Below are 23,668 nucleotides of genomic sequence, written 5' to 3'. Positions count from 1 at the left end.
CACTATTCCTTACGAATCAGTAGTGCATCACTCCAATTCACTTTATTCGAATCTTTTTTAGGTTTTGGCATCGCATTGGGATCAAAATTAGGATTCAGCCTTGGCTTGGGTTTAACCGGCCTATCAATAAACGATAATAACATTTTGGTACAATCTTGCTGTGGCTCGTCAAAAATCTGATCACGTGGACCTTGTTCAACAATTTGCCCCTCTTTCATCACGATCACGTGATGGCATATTGAATAAATAACCGCTAAGTCATGACTAATAAACAGATAACTCAGTTGATGCTTTTGCTGCAAAGCTTTTAATAATTCAATAATTTGTAGCTGCACTGATCGATCTAGCGAAGATGTTGGTTCATCTAACACCAATAATTCAGGCTGCAAAATTAATACTCGTGCAATCGCAATGCGTTGCCGCTGTCCACCAGAAAATTCAAATGGATAACGGTGACGGCTAGCTGGATCGAGCCCCACTTCCTGCATAATCGTAATGACAGCCGCTTCACGCTCTTGCGCTGAGTATTGCTTATGAGTCAATAACCCTTCACTAATAATTTGCTCAACACTAAATCGTGGGTTTAATGATGAAAAGGGATCTTGAAATACAACCTGCATACGACTACGAAATGGCAGTAGCTTTTTCTGGCTAAGCTTTGCAAGCTGCGAACCATCAAAATAAATATCACCGGTTGACGCCATTAGTCGCAAAATAGCCAGCGCAGTGGTACTTTTGCCAGAGCCTGACTCACCGACGAGTCCGACCGTTTCCCCCTGATGAATAGTCAAACCAATATTATCAACAATGTTGTGTTTACGTTTACTTAAAAACCCTTTTCGCTGCGTTATTTCTACATTTAAGTGATTAACATTCAATAAAATACCCGGAGACTGAGGTAACGGCACCGGTTCACCTTGTGGCTCTGCATTGAGTAACTGCTTGGTATATTCATGTTCTGGTCGTAAAAAGATCCGATGACGATTGTTAAATTCAACAATCTGCCCTTGATTCATCACCGCCACTTTATCCGCCACTTTCTTCACAATGCTTAAATTATGGGTAATAAATAGCATACTCATATTGAGTTCATGCTTAAGCTCTTTCAGGAGCTGAATAATCTGCGCTTGCACAGAAACATCGAGTGCGGTCGTTGGCTCATCGGCGATAAGAAGTTTAGGCTGGGTTAGAATCGCCATCGCAATCATCACGCGCTGTCGCTCACCACCAGATAGTTGATGCGGATAGCTGTTTAAGCGCTGCTTGGCGTTTTTAATGCCCACGCGGGTTAAATATTCAATAATTTCAGCGCGCGCTTGATTGGCGCGCATACCTCGGTGCAACGACAACACTTCATAAAGCTGTTTTTCGATGGTATGTAGTGGGTTTAACGAGAGCATCGGCTCTTGAAAAATCATACTAATTTGATTACCACGAATCTGCCGCAGGGCACGCTCATTAACTTTGAGCAAGTCTTGATTATCAAACCAAATTTCTCCGCTTGGATAATCCACTTGCACTGGCGAAAGTAACTGCAATATCGATAATGCCGTCACCGATTTACCGCTTCCCGATTCACCGACTAAGGCAACGGTTTCTTTATCAAAAATATCCAAACTGACCTGATTAACAACCTGCGCTAAACCTTGTGATTGCTTAAATGCAACACTTAAATCGCGAATCGATAATAATGGCATGCTCATCTTAAGCCCTCTTTGTTTGGATCAAAAGCATCACGCACCGCTTCACCAATAAAAATTAATAAGGACAGCAAAGTGGCTATGACCATAAAGGCACTAATGCCAAGCCAGGGAGCTTGTAAATTGTTTTTACCTTGCAGTAATAAACGGCCAAGCGAAGGTGAGTCAAGTGGCAAACCAAAGCCTAAAAAATCCAATGACGTTAAGGTGGTAATTGAGCCACATAAGATAAAGGGTAAAAATGTTAATGTTGCCACCATCGCATTAGGTAACATATGCTTGAACATAATCCGGCTATCACTAACCCCTAATGCTTTCGCCGCGCGAATATAATCAAAATTACGGGTACGCAAAAACTCTGCCCGCACCACACTCACTAGCGCCATCCAACCAAATATCACCGTAATGGTCAGTAACCACCAAAAGTTCAGTGGCATGATACTCGAAAGTAAAATGATCATAAATAACACTGGTAAACCACTCCAAATTTCGATAAAACGCTGACCGAGTAAATCCACTTTACCGCCATAGTAGCCTTGCATGGCCCCCATCACAATGCCAATAATCGAGGTGACAAAGGTTAAGGCAATGGCAAAAAACATCGAAATACGAAACCCATAGACGATATTAGCCAGTACATCAAAGCCCGCATCTGTCGTCCCTAACCAATGGGCCGCCGATGGCGGAGTGGGAAACGTATCGGCGGTGTTGTAGATTAACGTATTGTAACTATAACGAAACGGTGGCCAAATCATAAAGCCATCTTGCTCAATATGTTGACTGATAGCCGGATCTAAATAATTGGTTGGCGTAGCAAACTCACCACCAAAATCAGTTTCGGGATAATCTTTTACAATGGGAAAATAAAACGCATCATGGTATTTAATTAAGATAGGCTTATTGTTAATCCAAACTTCAGCACACAAACTTATCAGAAAAAAGATAACAAAAATCCATAATGAGATATAACCGCGCCGATTACGTTTAAAACGTCTTAGGCGCAGCTGATTGATCGAGAGCGGCTTAGTAGCCTGATTTAAAGCGTTGTTGGTTGTCATATTAACGTGCCTCAAAATCAATACGAGGGTCGATTAACATATAAGTCAAATCGGTGATTAATTTGGTTACTAACCCAATAAGTGTAAAAATATACAGCGTGCCAAAAATGACTGGATAATCGCGCGAAATGATCGCTTCATAGCCAAGCAAGCCCAAGCCATTAAGCGAAAAAATAATCTCAATGAGCAGTGCGCCGGTAAATAAGATTCCGATGAACGCAGCGGGAAAACCAGACACAATTAACAGCGTTGCATTACGAAAAACATGACGGTATAGCACCTGTTTATTACTTAATCCTTTTGCTTTAGCAGTCACCACATATTGCTTACGAATCTCATCTAAAAACGCGTTTTTCGTTAGCATTGTCAATGACGCAAAGCCGCTAGTGACCATCGCAATAGTCGGTAAACAGATATGCCAAAAATAATCTTTAATTTTACCCCAGGTATCAAGCTCAGCAAAATTAGCTGACATCAAGCCCCGTAAGGGAAAAATATCAAAATAACGGCTGCCCGCAAATACAATAATTAACAGCACTGCCAGTAAAAAAGAGGGAATAGCATAACCGATAATAATCATCATACTCGACCAAAAATCAAACTTAGAGCCGTCTTTAACCGCTTTACGAATTCCCAAAGGAATTGAAATCATATAAATCAGTAAGGTACTCCACAGACCAAGTGAAATAGAGACCGGTAAGCTTTTAATAATTAAACCGGTAACAGATTCACTCTTAAAAAAGCTATTCCCAAAATCAAAACAGATAAAACTTTTAATCGTATCGATATAGCGCTGCCAAATCGGTCTATCAAAGCCGTACTGTTGTTCGATCGCCGCAATAATCTGTGGATCAAGCCCTTTCGCACCGCGATAAATTTGATGATTATTGAGCGTAGGTAATTCACTGCCCGGTAATAATGCAGCGCCTAATTGGGGCCCCATCTCAAGCTGGGCAATAGCCTGATCAACCGGGCCACCGGGCGCAACTTGCACGATAAAGAAATTAATCGTTAAAATAATCAGTAACGTTGGGATAATCAGTAATAATCGGCTAATAAGGTAACTTAACATGCTCTTTGCTCCTGCTTGCTTATCGATTATTTTTTGGCAATTGAGCCGCTTGATTCGCATCATACCACCACGTATCAAGCCCAATACTGTAGCGCGGTTTAACAGCTGGTTTATCAAATTTATGCCAATATGCATAATAGATATAACGCGGATACCACATTGGAATCATTGGGTATTCCTGCGTCAAAATACGATCGAGTGCCCGTGCAAGCGCAGTCAGTTTCTGCTCATCATGACTATAATTGGGAATTTGCATAATTAAATCATCAATCGCCTGATTATGTAATCCCGACGAATTCCAGGTTGAATTTAGGTATTCACTGCCCCATAAAATAATCAGCTGTGAGGTTGGATAAGGAATCGCCGGATAACTCGTTGGCATCATATCGTAATCGCGTTCACGTAAACGGGAATTAATTTGCGCATAATCAACCGTTGTGATGACCATTTTAATGCCCAATTTAGCTAAATTTTGTTGATAAGCAATGGCATATTTAATATCCGATCCCATATAAAGTAGCAGTTCAAATTCAAACGGTTTACCGGTTTGTTGATTGACCAACTGATTATCTTTCATCACCCAACCGGCTTGCTCTAATAGCGCCTTAGCTTGTAATAAATGACTACGGTTAAAACCATCACCATCACTTGGTGGCACTTGATACGATGAGCCAAATACTGACGGTGGAATAATCGTAGCGTAAGGTGTTAGCCATTCGCGTTCCAAATCGTTCGGTAACCCTTTGGCCGCATAAGGTGTATTTTCAAAAAAACTAGTCGGTTGCTGATAACTATTATAATAAAATGCACGATTGAGCCAGGCAAAATCAAATGCTAACGTTAAGGCTTGACGAACCTTAGTATCCCGAAAAACATCGCGCTCAAGATTAAAGGCTAACCAACGAGTATTAACTGCCGTTGTCACCTCATCTTCTTGCCGGACAATAAATCCATCGTCAAAGTAATGGCCTTGATACTGAGTAAACCAATTTTTAGGTTGGCCTTCAAGGCGAAAATCATATTCACCGGCTTTAAACGCTTCTAATGCAATACTATCATCTAAATAATAATCAATGCGTTTAGTATCAAAATTATAACGACCTTGATTAACTGATAAATTTTTTGCCCAATAATTAGGATCGCGCCGATAAATGGCATACTGACCTAGCTGATAATCACTGAGCACATAAGGCCCACTACCGATCGGCGGCGTTGTTAGCGGTTCAGCAAAATTTTTATTTTGCCAAAAATGTTTAGGTAATACAGTAAAATTGCCGACTAATGTGAGCAATCGTTCACGATTAGCTGTTGGTAGCTCAAATCTAACGCGGTATTTATCAAGCGCTTTAACCGTCACGCCCTCATTATATACACGGTATTGTGAAACGCCTTCAGTCATGAATTTAGTAAATGAAAACTCAACATCCTCAGCAGTTAAGGGGATACCATCACTAAAATAAGCAGTTGGATTTATCGTGACCTCAGCCCACTTCCCTGCATCAGAGTAAGTGATTGATGTAGCTAATAAAGGATAAAAACTGTTGAGTTCATCTTCTGATTGCATAAAAAGCGTTTCATACATATCATCAGCACTACGCTCTGGCGCACCTCGGCTGGCATAACGATTAAAATTATCATAAGTACCAATTTCGGCCAGCTTTAACTCCCCCCCTTTGGGCGCATTAGGATAAGCATAGTCAAAATGCGTAAAATCAGCGCGATACTTGGGTTCTCCAATTAATGCAAAAGCGGTTGTTGTAACAATTTTTTCATCAGGTAGAGTATACGTTTGTATCGTCGAGTCAGTTGGTTGCTGTGGCCCGGCTAGCTCATGTTGATTAGCCATCGCTTGGAAACTCAACACACTACTGATAAAACTCAATAATATGACTGGTTTCAACCGATTTTTGACATACTGAAACATGCTGTTCTCCACTCCCTAATACGCAATCATTTGCTGACGATAACAATGCTTTGCAACCGGCTCGGTTTGTAATTGTGGTAGGCGAGATAAATAGTCATCTCGCGAAATGTCCTTCGCGCCCAAGCTGGCGGTGTGTTCATTTAACACTTGGCAATCAATCAGTTTGCCGCCATTGCTTAAAAAATGCTGACAAAACGCATATAAACCGACTTTAGATGCATTAGTTTGTATACTAAACATTGATTCGCCACAAAATAGCGCCCCTTGCGCAATACCATACATCCCACCAATTAGGCGATTATTGTGCCAAACTTCAATCGAATGCGCAAAACCTAATTGATGTAATTGAATATAAGCGGCAATCATTTCATCAGTTATCCACGTATCTTGATGATAAGTTGCACAGCCTTCTATCACCGCCGCAAAATGCTGGTTTAGTGTAACTTGATAAGCACATTTATTTAAAAACTTTCTAAATGTTCTGTTGGCATGAAATTGCTCGGGTTCAAGCACCGCTCGCGGATCAGGTGACCACCATAAAATAGGCTCATCCTCACTAAACCACGGGAAGATCCCTTTTTGATAGGCCGCCAACAATCGATTAGCCGATAAATCACCGCCCACAGCGAGTAATCCGTTGGGGTCGGTTAAGGCATGGCTAGGCTTAGGAAAGGTAAGTGAATGATCTAATACATGAAGTAACACACGGCAGCCTAAATTTAATCACTGATGAATAATGACGTATTATACACCAAAGTATCAAGAAAAGATTGCTTTGGCATTCATCTGATTTGTTCGATTATCCTGCTCGCCGATATCACGTAATGCGTTCATGTGACAGCCGGGGTAATTAAACACCCGCTAAATAATCATCAATACGCTGCTCGACATCCCGCCACAAATATAGGCCGTTTTCATGCGGCTTTATATTAGACAGCGTTAATGTCATATGCTTAGGCGGATTGGTTAAACTCAGTGGCGACGCTAAGTGTAACTGTTCAACGCTCGGATACAGATACTCAGCGTTAAAATAGTATTGATCCGTTTTTGCATCGTATAAACGGTAAAATATGACCTTACCACCGATAGGGGTTAACTCAAATTGTTGTGGCAATCGATAATCATCGAAGCCGAGTGCCGCAAGCAACGTGGCGATATTACTATCGTGACCAACTAAAATATTGAGCTTATGTTGCCTTGTTTTAAATAATTGGTTAATCAATCCAACTAACGGTTTGGCAATATGCTTAGCCAGCATGGGTGATTTGTATAATAAATTAATATACTGGTTCTTAATATTGGTAATTAACCGCCACTGTTCATCGCAGTGAATCATACCCCAGGCAATATCATGCTTTGCAAATCCGGAATAGTGCTGCAACGTAAATGCGTCAGCAATAGCCGTGCCGAGCGCCAATGGGCCCAATAGAATCGGTTCTTGATATTGCTTTAAGTCAAATAGTGTCGGTAACTGCGCAAATTCACACTGATATTGTTGATAAATGGCCGACTGCCGATAGTCTAAAATATCGGACAATAATTGATAAGCAGGAGCCAATTGCTGATCGAGCTCTTCAATAAACTGAGCCGATCGGGTATAACGTTTAAGATCATCAATGACCGTCTGCTTAAAGGCTGTATCCGCCTGATAAACTACCGGATTAAACACTTCATCCATGCGTTCGATCGAATACTTATGCTCAATGGCAATATCTTGCCCAGCCCATGCACCTAAAGTAAAATACTGAGCAGTTGCAAGCGTGCGTTGTAAGCTATTGGCATAAACAAAAATATCTTCGGCATCAAGCAACGTGCCCTGCTGCGCCAGTCGCCTTGCAAAATAATCGCCAAAATAACTCTCTAATGTGCCACCACGCGTCGTTAAATAGCCCGCCGCGCAGTCCCATGTTGGCCAACTTTTTGGGGTAACGGTTTGCAAAAAATCGACCGTATTTGGCAATGGCGTTCGAATGCCATGCCGACTAAAAACAATGATGCAATCTAATTGCAAACAATCCATTATTTAGTAATCCAGCCTTGTTTGTGCAGATAACTGAGCATGAAATCACGTTGCTCTTTATTAATAATACTAGGTAGTTTATCACTCCAGCCACCTGCTTTTTTATGCTCAGAACGCTGATGATAATATTGATTCATCTGCTGGTCATATTGTGCCAACGCATCTTTATCAACAGCTTGATATTCATTATTAAAAAAGACCAACTCTTTGGGTAAACGGGGTTTGATCTCAGGATTTTGATCCGGATGACCAATACACAGGCCAAATAACGGCAATACAAATTTAGGTAATGCCAATAGCTCCGTTACTTGATCGATATTATTGCGAACACCACCAACATAAACACACCCCAGTCCTAAAGATTCGGCCGCAATAACCGCATTTTGCGCCATAATTGCCGTATCAACGCAGCCTAATAACAGTTGTTCCGCTTTCCCCAGTGATAACGTCTGATCAAGTTGATAATGGCGATTAAAATCGGCGCAAAACACCCAGAATTCAGCCGCACTTGCCACATAAGATTGATCACCCGCATAGTGAGCAAGTTTGGTGCGTTTATCTTGATCAGTGATACGAATAATGGTTGAGCACTGTAAAAAACTGGAACTTGATGCACTACTCGCTGCTGAAATAATACTATCGATATCATCTTGTTTAATCGCTTTAGGTAAATAAGCACGAATAGAACGATGATGGCGTAATAAATCAATAGTTGGATTACTCATACAATAACTCCACAACAAACATAAAAATCGGAATAATGATATAACGTATACATTATCACGTTAATCCATGAATAGTAAAATTAAGTTGATATGATACAAAGTGCAAGCTGGTCATGAATCGAAATAGTACTATCGCGACAATGCGGAACGAAAAAAAGCATGTTGGAAAACGAGCTTAACAGAATTAGGCATGATTTGCCTGAGCTTGATAATGAGTGATATCGCAGCCATACTGTACTGCGATATCATATAAATGATGATACGAATAATGCTTTAATTAAACGCCATTTCACCTAAGGTGATTTTCGTGCTCATCTCCAAATTCATTTCGCCACCTAAACCCGGATACAGTTTTTTCATGCTAGCAATCACCTCTTTAGATGAATCTCGGGTAAGCAGAATATAATCAAAAGTTTTTAAATATTGATGTGTAAACTCAAGTGCCTCAATTCCCATTGGTTGATTACCTAAATAGTGACCGGGAATGGCTAAGCTTGGTTGTAAAGCTAACATTTCAAAAATCGTGTTATCCCAATAAAGTCGATCACGCACGGTTTTGGCATCAGCCGTCCACACATACATATTGTTAGATAACAGTGAACCACCTACAATCATTTTGCGCGATGGGAGCCACAAATAAGTATGTAGCGCATCACTACCTTTAATATCAAACACTTCATCACCAAAATGAATCACATTCCCCGCTAGCGCTTGCGGGATGACAATTTTAGTTGGCGCTTGCTTACCTAGCTTGGTACGCCAGTATTTAAGTTTATCGGTACCGGACTGTTTAATTCGCTCGACGGTCGCCGGTGTTGCCACAACACGTGCATTGGGATAGGCTGCTAAAATCGTTTCTAATCCAAAATAAAAATCCGGATCACTTTGACTAATATAAATTAAGCTTAAAGGTTTACCACTTTGCTGAATTTGCTTAACAAGCTGCTCCGCATCTTGCGCGGTAAACTGAGCATCAATTAGCATCGCTTCATTTTGGGTATAGAAAATTGTTGAAGTAACAGGAAAAATAGCCTTGCTACCTGAGTTATAAACATCAAAATGACTAATTTTACCCGCTTGCTGCGTCGCGCAGGCTGCTAATGTAACAACTAGTGAAAATAATAAGACTAACCGTTGCAGACTTCTCATGTTTCTCCCCTCTATTTCGTTATCTAATATGATAATGATTATTCGATGCGTTTAAACTGTAAATCCCAAACACCATGCCCTAAATTCAGTCCACGATTTTCAAATTTCGTCATAGGCCGGTAATCAGGTCTTGGAATATAGCTACCATCAGTGGATAAATTCTCTAATCCCGCCGCGCCTTGTAACACCGCTAACATATGTTCAGCATAATGTTGCCAATCCGTTGCTAAATGTAATATGCCACCAGGTTTGAGTTTTTGTCGTAATAATTGGACAAAATCAGGTTGAATAATCCGGCGCTTATTATGCTTCGCTTTATGCCATGGATCAGGGAAAAAGATTTGCACTTTATCTAATGAACCATCGCTCACCATATTATGCAACACTTCCACCGCATCATGACACATCACTCGCAAATTACGTAAATTATGTTTACCCGCGGCCATTAAGCATGCCCCAACGCCTGGACGGTGAACTTCAATGCCGAAGAAATTTTCATTCGGCATGTTAGTTGCCATTTCGACTAATGAGGCCCCCATGCCAAAACCGATCTCTAGCGTAACGGGATGCGCATTATTAAATACGTTAGTAAAATCAAAACGATGCGCTGCATCATAGTCAATTCCCAACGTTGGCCATAACTGGGTAATGGCCAATTCTTGCCCTTTTGTTAAGCGTCCTTGACGCAAGACAAAGCTTCTAATTTGCCGTACCGGCCTACCGTCTTCCATTAGTTCAGTAGTCATAATGTCACTTTTTTGATTCATATCACGATCTTTGTTATACAATAAATTAGCTTAATAGTGTAACGTAAGTTAAAATTTGTCGCTAGCATTCCAATGACAATATAATCGAAATACAATAAACAAAAGCTATGTTTGAATTTAATCTCATTTTACAGCTCTTACAACAAATGTGCGTCTACCTTGTTATCGCCTATTTGCTGAGCAAAACCCCATTATTTATTCCCGTTATGCAGGTCACCGTTCATCTACCGCATAAATCGCTGTGTTATTTAATTTTTTCTTTTTTCTGTATTATGGGGACCTATTTTAGTCTGGAAATTGAAGATACCTTAGCCAACACCAGAGCTATTGGTGCCATTTTGGGCGGGTTACTCGGCGGCCCCACCGTTGGATTATTAGTCGGTATAACCGGCGGCGTCCATCGTTATACGTTAGGCGGAGTTACAGCTGAAACCTGTATGTTTGCCACCATATTAACCGGCTTCATTAGTGGTATGGTGCACTACTTTTTGATGAAAAATAGACGAGTTGACCTCATTTATAATCCATTCGTCGTTGCGGTATTGGCTATTCTGGTCGAATCACTGGAAATGCTGATGATTTTAATTTTTTCTAAACCATTCGACGTTGTTTTTCATACGGTTAAAATTATTGCCGCCCCAATGATTATTGCCAATAGTGTCGGTGCGGCAATGTTTATGCGAATCTTGCTAGATCGTAAGGCTATGTTTGAAAAGTATACCTCAGCCTTCTCGTCTAGAGCACTCAAAATTGCCTCTAGCACTGATGGCTTACTTAGAAACGGCTTTAATCAAGAAAACAGTACCAAAGTTGCCTATATTATTTATAAGGAGCTAGGCGTTGGCGCCGTTTCAATTACCGATCGCGAAAAAATTCTGGCATTTATTGGTACCGGTAGTGATCACCATCTACCCGGTACTCCGATTACCTCAAAAGCCTCGCTACAATCTATCGACGCCGATGAGGTGAAGTACCTTGATGGTATACATCAACCTTACCAATGTTCGCTCAATAAAAACTGTCGATTGGGCTCAACACTCGTTATCCCACTGCGCGGTGAGAATAATACCGTCGTTGGCACGATTAAACTCTATGAAGTAAAAAATACGCTTTTTAGTTCAATCAACCGAACGCTCGGTGAAGGTATCGCCAGTTTACTATCAGCGCAGATTCTTGCCGGCCAAAATGAGCGCTATAAACAGCTGTTATCACAAACAGAAATTAAATTACTGCATGCGCAAGTTAATCCGCATTTTTTATTTAATGCGCTCAATACATTACTTGCCGTTATTCGCCGAGATCAGTTGCAAGCGTCATCATTGGTACAAAATCTATCAACATTTTTCCGCAAAAATTTAAAACGGCCCACCGAAATCGTTAATTTAAGCGATGAGCTTGAACATATTACGGCGTATTTAGAGATCGAAAAAATGCGTTTTATGGATAAACTCGATATTGTCGTCGATGTACCGGCAAAATTTCAAACCGTACACTTACCGGCCTTTTCGCTACAGCCGATTGTGGAAAATGCGATCAAACACGGCGTATCACAAATGATAGGTAAAGGTATCGTCACTATCCGAGCTTATCAACACGATACCGTGTTAATGCTTGAGGTCGAAGATAACGCTGGGATGTATCGTGAAGAACATAAAGATAATGGTGGATTAGGCATTAATTTAGTGCATAAACGCATACAAATTCGCTATGGTGAACAATATGGCATGCAAATTCATTGTGAGCCCGATTGTTATACGCGAGTTGTACTCACCATACCCATTGAACAGGATAAAAGTATATGTTAAAAGCGATTATTGTCGACGATGAGCCATTGGCTCGCGAAAATTTACGCTGCCAACTCGCTCTACATGAAAAAATCACGATCATGGCTGAGTGCAGCAATGCATTTGAAGCCGTCAAAGCCATTCATCAGCTGCAGCCCGATGTGGTATTTTTAGATATTCAAATGCCGAAAATTAATGGTCTGGAAATGCTCAATATGCTCGATACGCAGACCATGCCACACATCGTGTTTTTAACCGCTTACGAAGAGTTTGCCATTAAAGCTTTTGAAGCACAAGCATTCGATTATTTATTAAAACCGATAGAACCGAGCCGATTAGATAAAACCATTCAACGATTATTCAATAGTCCAAAACAGCAAAATCTGACGCAATTAAGCGTAGATCCGATGCTCAAATACATTCCCTGTATTGGTCACAGCAAAATCTACCTACTCAATTTAGATGATGTGTATTATGTCAGCTCAAGACCAAGCGGCGTTTATGTCTTTAATAAAGAGAATACCGAATATTTTACTGAGTTAACACTGCGCACGCTCGAAGAAAAAACGCCATTAATCTATTGTCATCGTCAATATCTCATCAATATGAAACAATTGAAAGAGATTCGCTTTGACCAATCAGGCCATACTGAAATTATTCTCAATAACGCTGTTGCGGTGCCAGTGAGCCGGCGCTACTTAAAACCCCTGAAAGAACAGCTCGGGCTATAAATTCAGTGAACGAGAATATGTAAACTCGCATTTCTATCATTAACATCTTACCCCTTAGATGGTTTGGCGTTTATCTTGTCAAACCATTAACATGCCAATTTAAACCACTCACAATTGCTATTGAACCTTTTACTCACTTCAAGATTCTTTTTTCAATGCAAGTTATTTACTATACGCTGGCAAAATTTTAGATACTCTTTGATCTAATGAGGAAAACAATTAATGAGTAATAACAAATACCTTAAGCATTTACCTTGGGTGCTACTTGCATTCATCGGTGCATGCTGCTTAGCTGTTGTTGCATTAAGACGTGGTGAGCACATAAGTGCGCTATGGATTGTTGCAGCATCGGTTTCTGTCTATTTAGTTGCCTATCGCTATTACAGCCTTTATATTGCAAGTAAAGTGATGGGACTTGACCCGACTCGTGCAACACCTGCAGTCATTAATAATGATGGTCTAAACTATGTTCCAACTAACAAATACGTTTTATTTGGCCATCACTTTGCCGCAATCGCAGGCGCAGGTCCATTAGTTGGTCCCGTTCTAGCAGCTCAAGTTGGTTATTTACCAGGTACGCTATGGTTACTTGCTGGTGTAGTATTAGCCGGTGCCGTTCAAGACTTCATGGTGCTATTCCTGTCATCACGCCGTAACGGTGCATCATTAGGTGAAATGATTAAGCAAGAACTGGGACAAATCCCAGGCACAATCGCATTATTCGGTTGTTTCTTAATTATGCTAATTATCCTAGCAGTTTTAGCCCTAATCGTTGTTAAAGCACTGGCAGAAAGCCCTTGGGGCGTATTTACTGTGTGTGCGACCGTACCAATTGCGCTATTTATGGGAATTTACATGCGATTTATCCGCCCAGGTCGAGTCCTTGAGGTCTCAATCATGGGGATTATTTTGCTTGTTTTATCAATTTGGTTTGGTGGCGTTATCGCGCACGACCCATATTGGGGCAATGCATTGACATTCCAAGCAACGACCATTACTTATGTGTTAGTCGGTTATGCTTTCATCTCAGCATTATTACCAGTTTGGTTAATTTTAGCGCCACGCGATTACTTAGCAACGTTCTTAAAAATTGGTGTAATCGTTGGCCTTGCTGTGGGTATTGTGATTTTAAACCCTGATTTAAAAATGCCTGCTATTACCCAATACGTTGATGGAACCGGCCCGGTATGGAAAGGTGCATTAATGCCATTCTTATTCATCACTATCGCTTGTGGGGCAGTATCAGGTTTCCATGCGCTCATTGCCTCAGGTACCACACCAAAATTACTAGCCAGTGAAAAAGATACGCGCTTTATTGGCTATGGTGCCATGTTAATGGAATCGTTTGTCGCAATTATGGCATTAGTTGCCGCATCAATTATTGAGCCTGGTTTATACTTTGCCATGAATACACCACCAGCGGCGCTTGGCTTTACTATGCCAGATTTACACAAATTAAGTGATCCCGCGATGGCACCATTAATTATGGCGCAATTAAACGATGTAACGCATCAAGCGGCAGCGACCATTAGTTCTTGGGGCTTTACAATTTCACCAGAGGAAATTCTACAAACTGCAACGGATATTGGTGAAAAATCAGTGTTGAACCGTGCAGGTGGTGCACCGACGCTTGCAGTTGGTATTGCGCATGTATTCCATCAAATCCTTCCTGGTGCTGATATGGGCTTTTGGTATCACTTTGGTATCTTATTTGAAGCACTATTTATTTTAACCGCACTTGATGCAGGAACGCGTTCTGGTCGATTCATGTTACAAGATTTACTGGGTAACTTTGTCCCATTCTTGAAGAAAACAGACTCAATTGTTGCTGGTGTAATTGGTACTGCTGGTTGTGTTGGTTTATGGGGTTATTTACTATATCAAGGCGTTGTTGATCCACTTGGTGGCGTGAAAAGCTTATGGCCATTATTCGGTATCTCAAACCAAATGTTAGCAGCGGTCGCATTAGTTCTAGCAACGATTGTATTAATCAAAATGAAACGCGCACAATATATTTGGGTAACTATCATCCCTGCGGTTTGGTTATTGATTTGTACAACATGGGCGCTTGGCTTGAAACTGTTTAGTGATAATCCACAATTAGAAGGTTTCTTATATCTTGCAAAAGAATACAACCGTAAAATTGCTGAAGATCCAAGCTTAAGCTCACAACAAATTAGTGATATGACACATATTGTTATCAACAATTACACCAATGCTGGTTTAAGTGTTCTATTCCTAGTTGTTGTTTACAGTATTATTTTCTTCGGTATTAGAACGGCATTAAAAGTTCGTAATAATCCAGAAAGAACCGATAAAGAAACACCTTACGTTCCTGTACCTGAAGGTGGCGTGAAGACATCCATGTCTCACTAAGATAAGTTTGTTTGCTACATTAGCCGTAAACGAATTTATCCCTGTAGGACAGTCGTTAAAAAAATATCGGTAACCGCATACCCTACTATACAAATAGTAGGGTATTTTTATTGATAATTTCGTTATAATACCTGCCTTGTTTATTTCTAATAGATTATGCATGAAACCTAAAATTACCATTGTTGGCGCTGGCGCATCTGGACTGCTATGTGCAAGTTTGCTTGGCCAAAATCATTTTGATGTCACCGTCATTGATAATGGCAAAAAGCCTGGACGGAAAATTTTAATGTCCGGCGGTGGTCATTGTAATTTCACTAATCTGACCATTGAAGCGGATAACTATCTGTCACAAAATCCTCATTTTTGTAAATCGGCACTAAAGCGTTTTACACAATGGGATTTCCTTAATTTGGTGACTCGCTACAATATCCCCTATTATGAAAAAGAGCATGGTCAGCTTTTTTGTCAACATTCAGCGCAAGATATTGTCAATATGCTACTTAAGGAATGTGAAAAAGGTCAGGTTAAATTTAATATGCAAACTGAACTTGATGATATCAAACAAACAGAATCGGGTTTTCAGCTCTCAACCAATAAAGGGCAAATTGAGTCCGATAAAGTCATTATTGCTACCGGAGGGTTGTCTATGCCTAAATTAGGTACCACCCCGATTGGTTATCGTATTGCCGAAAAGTTTAATCTGCCGGTGATACCCGTTCGTGCAGGCTTAGTGCCATTTACCTTACAACAATCACTACTTGATAGCTTATCCCCACTTGCCGGCATCGCCACGTTCGCTGAAGTCAGCACTGCCTCAAAGCAGTTTAAAGGTAATCTACTTTTTACGCATCGAGGGCTATCAGGTCCGGCTATTTTGCAGCTATCAAGCTATTGGCAAGTTGGTGAGGCTGTTAGAATTAATTTGCTGCCTAATGATGATATGAACGCCTTTTTTGCCGTTCAAAGACAAGAAGCCAATAACCAATATATCAAAACAATTTTAGCAAAATTATTGCCTAAACGACTGATTGAGACGTTAATTGAGTTACAGATAATTATTGATGTGCCGCTAAAGCAGCTTAATTCAAAGCAGCAACAGCAACTTATTGACCAACTAACCAATTGGCAGATTATCCCTAACGGCACGGAAGGCTATCGCACCGCTGAAGTCACACTAGGTGGCGTAAGTACCGATGTGTTATCGTCAAAAAGCATGATGGTAACAAGCGTGCCTAATCTGTACTTTATCGGTGAAGTGATTGATGTAACAGGATGGCTCGGTGGTTATAATTTCCAGTGGGCCTGGAGCAGTGCCTATGCTTGCGCGAATGATGTCATAACAGCGTAATTAGACTGCATCTAACACAAAGCGATTGAGCAGCCGATAGTTAGCGGCAAAAAAATAGCTACCAAGGTAGCTATTTTCTTTATATTTTAAGATGTTCGTGACATCGCAATTAGTTAAGACGCTCTTTAATACGAGCCGCTTTACCACGAAGTTCACGTAGGTAGTATAGTTTAGCTTGACGCACTTCACCGCGACGTTTAATAGAGATAGAATCTACAACGGGTGAGTGAGTTTGGAAAACACGTTCAACACCTTCACCGTTAGAAATTTTACGGACAGTGAATGCAGAGTGTAAACCACGATTACGAATAGCGATAACCACACCTTCGTAAGCCTGAAGACGTTTTTTGTTACCTTCAACAACCCATACTTTTACTTCAACGGTATCACCCGGACGAAAAGCAGGAATGTCTTTTTTCATTTGTTCTTGTTCTAATTGCTGAATAATTGCATTTTTCATATTTATTCTCTTCCTAGGTACACTGAAATCTTAGTCGCGAGATTTTTCACTGTGTTCATTCTTGAACTCAGCAAGTAAACGTCGCTCTTCGTCAGTCAGAGCTAGATTATTTAGAAGATCTTCTCTTCTAAGCCAAGTCCGTCCTAGTGATTGTTTTAATCGCCAGAGACGAATTTCTTCATGGTGACCAGACATTAATATATCAGGCACCGCCATACCATCTAACACTTCCGGGCGAGTATAGTGCGGGCAATCAAGTAAACCGTTTACAAAAGAGTCTTCTTCTGCTGATGACTCGTGATGTAATACACCAGGAATAAACCGAGCGATTGCATCGACCATCACCATTGCGGGTAACTCTCCGCCACTTAACACATAATCCCCAACTGACCATTCTTCATCAATTTCAGTTTGGATTATCCGTTCATCTATGCCCTCATATCGACCACAGACAAGTATAAGCTTGTTCTGTTTAGATAATTCGCAAACCCCTTTTTGTTCAAGTTTACGCCCTTGTGGAGACAGATAAATTACTTTAGTATCATCCCCGAGCTGCATTTTTGCGGCATGAATGGCATCTCTTAATGGCTGAACCATCATCAACATGCCCGGCCCGCCACCATACGGTCGATCATCAACCGTTTTATGTCGGTCATACGCAAAATCGCGAGGATTCCAATACGAGACATCCAGTCGGCCATTTTTGACGGCTCTTCCTGTTACGCCATAATTGGTTATTGCTTGGAACATTTCAGGAAACAGGCTAATTACGCCAATTTTCATACAGTGCTCCCCAATAGCTAATTATGCTTAACATTCCTAAAATCATACTCAGGAACTAAAAAGCAGGATCCCAATCAACAGTGATCTGTTTCGCTGATAAATCAACCTGTTTAATAAATTGATCTTCAACATACGGGATCAAACGTTCTTTTGCTCCAAATGCATCTTTTAGATTTGCCTTAACGACGAGCACATCATTAGAACCGGTTTCCATTAAATCAGTTACCTGACCTAAATCATAACCATTTACGGTTGTCACTTTACAGCCAATTAGATCCTTCCAATAAAAATCACCCGCTTCCAAATTGGGTAACTTAGCTGAATCGACATAGATTTCAATGTTAGTTAATGCGTTAGCATCATCCCTGTCATCAATGCCTTTAATTTTGACAATAGTATCTTGATTATGCGGCTTAAAGCTTTCAACTTCAACTTCTTGCCAAGTATCAGCTCTTTTGATATACCAAGGTTGATAATCAAAAAGACTCTCTGAATCTTCGGTAAATGAAAACACTCTAAGCCAACCACGAATGCCATAACTTGAACCAAGCTTGCCTACAATGATTAATTTTTCTGTATTCATCTACACATCACTCAATTGTATAATTAAGCAATTTTTTGTGCTTGTTTGATCAGTGAATTAACACGATCAGATACAGTAGCACCTAAACCAACCCAGTGATTTACGCGATCAAGATCTAAACGTAGTTCTTCCGCTTTACCTTGCGCTACAGGGTTAAAAAAACCGATACGCTCAATAAAACGACCATCACGTGGGTTACGGCTATCAGTCACAACGACTTGATAAAATGGACGTTTTTTAGAACCGCCACGAGCTAAACGAATAGTTACCATAACTTCCTCTTAAAATTAAATTGTGTTTTGCTTGATTTATAACTGCCATTGGCTTCACCAAAAAAGCGTAGACAAAACAGAAATAAAAGCCCGAGAATTATACTCTTTTTTGAAGAAAGTGCAATGGTTAATGGGACGAATCAAGAGCGAGGTTAGATATCATGTTCTTTTTTAATAATCGTGACAACATAATATTTTTTAATTGCGATTATTTTAATCAAATAAATCCGATACAATGTAAAAATTATCAATTTTATCACGGCATTTGCTGATTATAATAATGAGGAAAAGATGAACAGTTCTAATCAATCATGTGTTATCGCAAAATTTGGCGGCACTAGTGTTGCGGATTATGAGGCGATGAAAAATAGCGCCAATATCGTGCTCACCAATCCTGATGTTAAAGTGGTGGTACTTTCGGCATCAGCTGGCGTAACCAATTTATTAGTAGCCCTAGCTGAAGGTCGTGATACTGAAATCCGTCAACAGCACCTTGCTAAACTGCACGAGATTCAATATAACATTCTAAGTGCGCTACCCGCCAATCCTGCACTACGCGATGAAATCGATCAAGTACTCAATAATATTGCCTCGTTATCAGAAGCAGCTAGCCTAGCTACATCAGCAGCATTAACCGATGAACTGGTGAGCCATGGTGAACTAATGTCATCACGTCTATTTGTCGAAATTTTAAAAGAACAACAACAAGATGCCATCTGGTTTGATGTCCGTAGAGTGATACGTACCGATAATAAATTTGGCAAGGCAATACCACAAATTGACGAAATCAAACAACTTTGTTGTGCGCATTTAAAATCGTTAGCAGAAAAACATATTGTAGTAACACAAGGATTTATTGGTAGCGAAAATTCGGGTAAAACCACAACCTTAGGCCGTGGTGGTAGTGATTACACCGCAGCACTACTTGGTGAAGCGCTACATGCCTCACAAATTGATATTTGGACTGATGTTGCCGGTATTTACACCACCGATCCGCGCATTGTGCCCAATGCCAAACGTATTGATGATATTACCTTTGCTGAAGCAGCTGAAATGGCTACTTTTGGTGCCAAAGTACTTCATCCAGCAACACTTGTTCCTGCCGTGCGCAGCAATATTCCGGTATTTGTTGGCTCAAGTAAAAACCCACAAGCCGGTGGAACGATTGTTTATAATGCTCATAGTATTACATCCGAACTGCCTTTATTTAGATCAGTATCGTTACGTCGCAAACAGACTTTACTCACGTTAAATAGCCTCAATATGCTACACGCACAAGGCTTCTTAGCCAATGTCTTTACCATTTTGGCTAAACACAATATTTCGGTCGATCTGGTGACGACTTCCGAAGTGAGCGTTGCATTAACCATTGACACAGCAGGAACCAATACCGATGGCAGTAGCCTACTGACCAAAGCACTGCTTGATGAGTTATCAACCGTGTGTTGTGTTGAAGTACAAGAAGATTTGGCTTTAATTGCAATTATCGGTAATCATTTAACCTCAGTTAAAGGAATGACCAAACAAATTTTTGGTCAATTAGAAGATTTCAGTGTGCGTTTATCCTGCTTTGGGGCAAGTACTCATAATATCTGTTTTCTGGTTAAAAGCAGCGATGCCGATAGCATTGTTAAAATTCTGCATAAAGCAATCTTTGAATAAATTTAATTTAATTTCAATCAATGGGTCTCCTATTGGTTGAAAAATACTAATCTAATCCCAATATATACATCCGCTAGATATTTATATCAGCAAAAATAAATTACTAATATTGATTAAAGAAGGAAATAAAAATGGGAATTTTGAGTTGGATTGTACTAGGGTTAATTGCTGGCTGGATAGCGAGAGTATTAATGCCGGTGACTGGTGGAATCATTAAAACAATGGTGCTCGGCGTTGTCGGTGCTGTGGTTGGGGGATATCTCAGTACCATGTTGGGTTTTGGAAGCGTAACCGGATTTAACCTAGTGAGCGTGATTATTGCCGTACTCGGTGCTATTTTAGTTATCTTTATTTATCGCTTAATTCAGCGATAATACTTTACCTGGCAATTTGCCAGGTAATTTTTCCCTTTAACATGCTTGAAGTCATTTCACCTGATACAAATTTTTTGTTATATTAACAAGCAATTTAAAACAAAATATAACAAGTAGATAATAATGCTAAAAATCTTCAATACTTTAACCCGAGAAAAAGAACTTTTTGAGCCTATTGATGGTAACAAAATCGGCATGTATGTCTGTGGCATTACCATTTATGATTTATGTCATATTGGCCATGGTAGAACGTTTGTTGCCTTTGATGTTATTACTCGTTATTTACGTTTTTTGGGCTATGACCTGACCTATGTTCGTAATATTACTGATGTGGACGATAAGATCATTAAGCGTTCAATCGAAAATGGCGAAACTTGTGATGAGTTAACCGCTCGCATGTTAAAAGAGATGTATGCCGATTTTGATGCACTTAATATCGCCCGGCCTGATAGTGAACCAAGAGCAACGCGTCATATTCCACAAATTATTGAGCTAGTTGAAACTTTATTGGCAAAAGAGCATGCTTATGTCGCTCAAAATGGCGATGTGATGTTTGCCGTTGATAGCGATGATAGCTATGGCATACTATCAAGACAAAATCTTGAGCAGCTGCAAGCTGGTGCTCGTGTCGATGTGGTCGATGTGAAACGTAATCCGATGGATTTTGTACTCTGGAAAATGTCTAAACCGAATGAACCAAGTTGGGATTCGCCTTGGGGCAAAGGCCGACCAGGTTGGCATATAGAATGCTCTGCGATGAACTGCCACCACTTAGGTAAGCATTTTGATATTCATGGCGGAGGCTCAGATTTAATGTTCCCCCATCATGAAAATGAAATTGCACAATCAAGCTGTGCCCATAGTGGTCAATATGTTAACTATTGGATGCATTCTGGTATGGTGATGGTTGATCAAGAGAAAATGTCTAAATCCTTAGGTAACTTTTTTACCATCCGCGATGTGTTAAAATATTATGATGCGGAAACAGTACGCTATTTTTTATTATCAGGACATTATCGTAGCCAATTAAATTATAGTGAAGATAACTTAAAACAAGCTCGAATTGCATTAGAACGCTTATATACGGCGCTGCGTGATACAGACCTCACAACCCCACATACCACACCTGATAGCGATTATTATCGCCAGTTTTGTGCAGCAATGAATGATGACTTTAACACACCAGAAGCCTATTCAGTATTATTTGAACTTGCACGTGAAATTAATAAAGCCAAAGCTGAAAATAATATGCCGCAAGCGAATGAATTAGCCGCAGAGCTACGTTATCTAGCCAAAGTACTAGGGCTATTAGAACAGCAACCGACACAATTCTTACAAAACGATAGTAATGATAATGTTGATAGTGCACAAGTCGAAGCATTAATTAAACAACGTAACGAAGCAAGAGCAAGTAAAAATTGGTCACTAGCCGATAATGCGAGAGATCAATTAAATGCGATGAATATCGTATTAGAAGATGGGCCGAATGGCACCACCTGGCGTAAAAAAAACGTTTAAAATGATGAGCCTCTAGTGAGGCTTTTTTAGTTTATATCAACCAAAAAGCTATGGATTACTAGTTTTTATCACGGTGACTTTCTTGGCGATAAACCATAATATTATAAAAATACCAAGCGCGTATAAACTCTTATAACCAATCACACACAATAATCCCAGACAAATCATCGTACATACGCTAGCCAATATTCTCAATTTACCGCTGAGCAACTTAATTGCCGACAGCATGGCTAAAAAATAAATAAACACAAATACACCATTGGCATATTCCAGTAAACTGTGTAGTGAAAAGGTAAATAAGTGAATCAACAATAAAAAGAACATACTTAATAAAATAACTAACGTTAAAGCATTGACTGGTGTTTGCCGCTTGGATAACCGTGCTAACCTACCTTGAGGATGATTTTCATTCGCCTGAACCCACACCAAGCGCGCAAAACTTTGGCAGTAAATATTAATCGACGCAAAACAGGCTAAATAACCGATAAGGCAAAATAGCCATAATGCTTTTGCACCAAATAACTGTTCAATAATTGTTGGCAGTGCCGCTGTTGCGCTGCTTAAATTGGGGACAAAAAAGATAACGGCTGCGGTACATACCCAATAAATAAAGCCTGCTAGTATGAGGCCCATTAATAATGCTCGGGGAAAATCTTTTTGTGGATGTTTAAATTCAGTCGATAAATGCACAAAAGCTTCAAGTCCAACAAAGCACCAAAACATCACAGCTAAGGCATTGATGACCGGCATAAATTGCACATCGCAGATATTAGGCCATGTTACTGTTAATACCGAGGGCGACGAAAAAAAACACATTGCCATCACTAAGCTAATAATCAAAATCGCTATAATAGATTGTACCCAACCACTCGCTGCCGCACCAAACAAACCAATCGCCCAGATCAGTAACAATGTGACCACCTGTATCATCAGTTCAACTTCTGCTGTAACATGAAAAACTGATGCCCAAAATCCAGAGGCAATGTAAAGTCCCGCGGGCAAGCCAAAAGGAATGACCGATAAGAATGACCAAGCCGTTACACGTCCTAACACCGGATTAAAGGCTTTGGCAATAAAATAAGCCACGCCACCAGCACTCGGATAATGTTTACCTAATTCAGCGAAGATAATGGCAATAGGAAAAACTAACACTAATAATAGTGGCCATGCCCATAAACCATCTTGACCAGCGATTTGCGCAACTATCGCTGGCACCGCAAAAATCCCAGTGCCTAATAAAGAGGTCGATAATAGCCCAATCCCTTGCCAAAAATTTAGCTCTTTTTTCAGTTCACTCATGGTATTTTTATCTATATATCAATTTTAATATAAAAAAATCGCCTCTTGCACAATAGGGCAAAA

21 protein-coding genes are annotated in these 23,668 nt (G+C 40.2%); 7 read left to right on the top strand and 14 right to left on the bottom strand.

Annotation, left to right across the window (positions count from 1 at the left end; genetic code table 11):
* Positions 1-2: 2 nt before the first annotated feature.
* From yejF to trmB, 9 genes are all read right to left on the bottom strand, one after another.
* Entirely contained in the window at positions 3-1,703 is a 1,701-nt protein-coding gene (gene yejF, locus DES39_RS08320; protein WP_121145322.1) for a microcin C ABC transporter ATP-binding protein YejF, read from the bottom strand.
* Positions 1,700-2,758, bottom strand: coding sequence for an ABC transporter permease (locus DES39_RS08315; RefSeq protein ID WP_121145321.1), 1,059 nt, complete (start codon positions 2,756-2,758; stop codon positions 1,700-1,702). The genes yejF and DES39_RS08315 overlap by 4 nt, the downstream gene beginning before the upstream one ends.
* A gap of 1 nt (position 2,759) precedes the next feature.
* Complete coding sequence (locus DES39_RS08310) at positions 2,760-3,830, bottom strand: microcin C ABC transporter permease YejB (RefSeq protein WP_121145320.1); 1,071 nt, start codon at positions 3,828-3,830, stop codon at positions 2,760-2,762.
* 19 nt (positions 3,831-3,849) lie between these two features.
* A complete protein-coding gene (locus DES39_RS08305) occupies positions 3,850-5,676 on the bottom strand; it encodes an extracellular solute-binding protein (protein ID WP_121145445.1) in 1,827 nt (608 codons plus the stop codon).
* 93 nt (positions 5,677-5,769) lie between these two features.
* Positions 5,770-6,459, bottom strand: coding sequence for a leucyl/phenylalanyl-tRNA--protein transferase (aat, locus tag DES39_RS08300; protein ID WP_121145319.1), 690 nt, complete (start codon positions 6,457-6,459; stop codon positions 5,770-5,772).
* Between the two features lie 145 nt (positions 6,460-6,604).
* Positions 6,605-7,774: a histidine-type phosphatase gene (locus DES39_RS08295; RefSeq protein WP_121145318.1), complete on the bottom strand. Its 1,170-nt coding sequence runs from the start codon at positions 7,772-7,774 to the stop codon at positions 6,605-6,607.
* A complete protein-coding gene (gene nfsA, locus DES39_RS08290; RefSeq protein WP_121145317.1) occupies positions 7,774-8,499 on the bottom strand; it encodes an oxygen-insensitive NADPH nitroreductase in 726 nt (241 codons plus the stop codon). The genes DES39_RS08295 and nfsA overlap by 1 nt, the downstream gene beginning before the upstream one ends.
* 273 nt (positions 8,500-8,772) lie before the next feature.
* Positions 8,773-9,648 (bottom strand): MBL fold metallo-hydrolase, encoded by an 876-nt coding sequence (locus tag DES39_RS08285; RefSeq protein WP_121145316.1) that lies wholly within the window; start codon positions 9,646-9,648, stop codon positions 8,773-8,775.
* Positions 9,649-9,686: 38 nt separating this feature from the next.
* The gene (gene trmB / locus DES39_RS08280) at positions 9,687-10,415 is read right to left on the bottom strand and encodes a tRNA (guanosine(46)-N7)-methyltransferase TrmB (protein ID WP_121145315.1); all 729 of its coding nucleotides are present in this window, start codon (positions 10,413-10,415) and stop codon (positions 9,687-9,689) included.
* A 107-nt stretch (positions 10,416-10,522) separates the two neighbouring features.
* On the opposite strand from trmB, the gene DES39_RS08275 reads away from it, so the two are divergent.
* The 4 genes from DES39_RS08275 (at position 10,523) to DES39_RS08260 (ending at position 16,654) form a co-directional block, all read left to right on the top strand.
* On the top strand, positions 10,523-12,220 hold the full coding sequence (locus DES39_RS08275) for a sensor histidine kinase (RefSeq protein WP_121145314.1): 1,698 nt from the start codon (positions 10,523-10,525) through the stop codon (positions 12,218-12,220).
* Complete coding sequence (btsR, locus tag DES39_RS08270; protein WP_121145313.1) at positions 12,214-12,930, top strand: two-component system response regulator BtsR; 717 nt, start codon at positions 12,214-12,216, stop codon at positions 12,928-12,930. The genes DES39_RS08275 and btsR overlap by 7 nt, the downstream gene beginning before the upstream one ends.
* Before the next feature lie 222 nt (positions 12,931-13,152).
* On the top strand, positions 13,153-15,306 hold the full coding sequence (locus DES39_RS08265) for a carbon starvation CstA family protein (RefSeq protein WP_121145312.1): 2,154 nt from the start codon (positions 13,153-13,155) through the stop codon (positions 15,304-15,306).
* 160 nt (positions 15,307-15,466) lie between these two features.
* Positions 15,467-16,654: a BaiN/RdsA family NAD(P)/FAD-dependent oxidoreductase gene (locus DES39_RS08260; protein WP_121145311.1), complete on the top strand. Its 1,188-nt coding sequence runs from the start codon at positions 15,467-15,469 to the stop codon at positions 16,652-16,654.
* Positions 16,655-16,763: 109 nt separating this feature from the next.
* Here DES39_RS08260 and rplS read toward each other — a convergent pair whose 3' ends face one another.
* From rplS to rpsP, 4 genes are read right to left on the bottom strand one after another with little or no spacing between them, the layout of a single operon-like run.
* On the bottom strand, positions 16,764-17,114 hold the full coding sequence (gene rplS, locus DES39_RS08255) for a 50S ribosomal protein L19 (RefSeq protein ID WP_121145310.1): 351 nt from the start codon (positions 17,112-17,114) through the stop codon (positions 16,764-16,766).
* A gap of 30 nt (positions 17,115-17,144) precedes the next feature.
* On the bottom strand, positions 17,145-17,897 hold the full coding sequence (trmD, locus tag DES39_RS08250; RefSeq protein ID WP_121145309.1) for a tRNA (guanosine(37)-N1)-methyltransferase TrmD: 753 nt from the start codon (positions 17,895-17,897) through the stop codon (positions 17,145-17,147).
* A gap of 55 nt (positions 17,898-17,952) precedes the next feature.
* Positions 17,953-18,480: a ribosome maturation factor RimM gene (rimM, locus tag DES39_RS08245; RefSeq protein ID WP_121145308.1), complete on the bottom strand. Its 528-nt coding sequence runs from the start codon at positions 18,478-18,480 to the stop codon at positions 17,953-17,955.
* Between the two features lie 23 nt (positions 18,481-18,503).
* Positions 18,504-18,752, bottom strand: coding sequence for a 30S ribosomal protein S16 (rpsP, locus tag DES39_RS08240; RefSeq protein ID WP_121145307.1), 249 nt, complete (start codon positions 18,750-18,752; stop codon positions 18,504-18,506).
* 291 nt (positions 18,753-19,043) lie between these two features.
* Between rpsP and lysC the strand changes: the two genes are divergently transcribed.
* From lysC to cysS, 3 genes are all read left to right on the top strand, one after another.
* Positions 19,044-20,414, top strand: a complete 1,371-nt coding sequence (lysC, locus tag DES39_RS08235; RefSeq protein ID WP_121145306.1) for a lysine-sensitive aspartokinase 3 — start codon at positions 19,044-19,046, stop codon at positions 20,412-20,414.
* Positions 20,415-20,545: 131 nt separating this feature from the next.
* Positions 20,546-20,788: a GlsB/YeaQ/YmgE family stress response membrane protein gene (locus DES39_RS08230; protein WP_121145305.1), complete on the top strand. Its 243-nt coding sequence runs from the start codon at positions 20,546-20,548 to the stop codon at positions 20,786-20,788.
* Positions 20,789-20,911: 123 nt separating this feature from the next.
* Positions 20,912-22,306, top strand: a complete 1,395-nt coding sequence (gene cysS / locus DES39_RS08225; protein ID WP_121145304.1) for a cysteine--tRNA ligase — start codon at positions 20,912-20,914, stop codon at positions 22,304-22,306.
* Between the two features lie 48 nt (positions 22,307-22,354).
* On the opposite strand, the gene yjeH is transcribed toward cysS, so the two are convergent.
* Entirely contained in the window at positions 22,355-23,605 is a 1,251-nt protein-coding gene (yjeH, locus tag DES39_RS08220; protein WP_121145303.1) for an L-methionine/branched-chain amino acid transporter, read from the bottom strand.
* Between the last annotated feature and the right edge of the window lie 63 nt (positions 23,606-23,668).

It is taken from the genome of Orbus hercynius, assembly GCF_003634275.1.
GTDB lineage: Bacteria > Pseudomonadota > Gammaproteobacteria > Enterobacterales > Orbaceae > Orbus > Orbus hercynius.
Note: the sequence above shows the minus strand (reverse complement) of the source record. Positions and strands in the feature narration are given on the sequence as shown.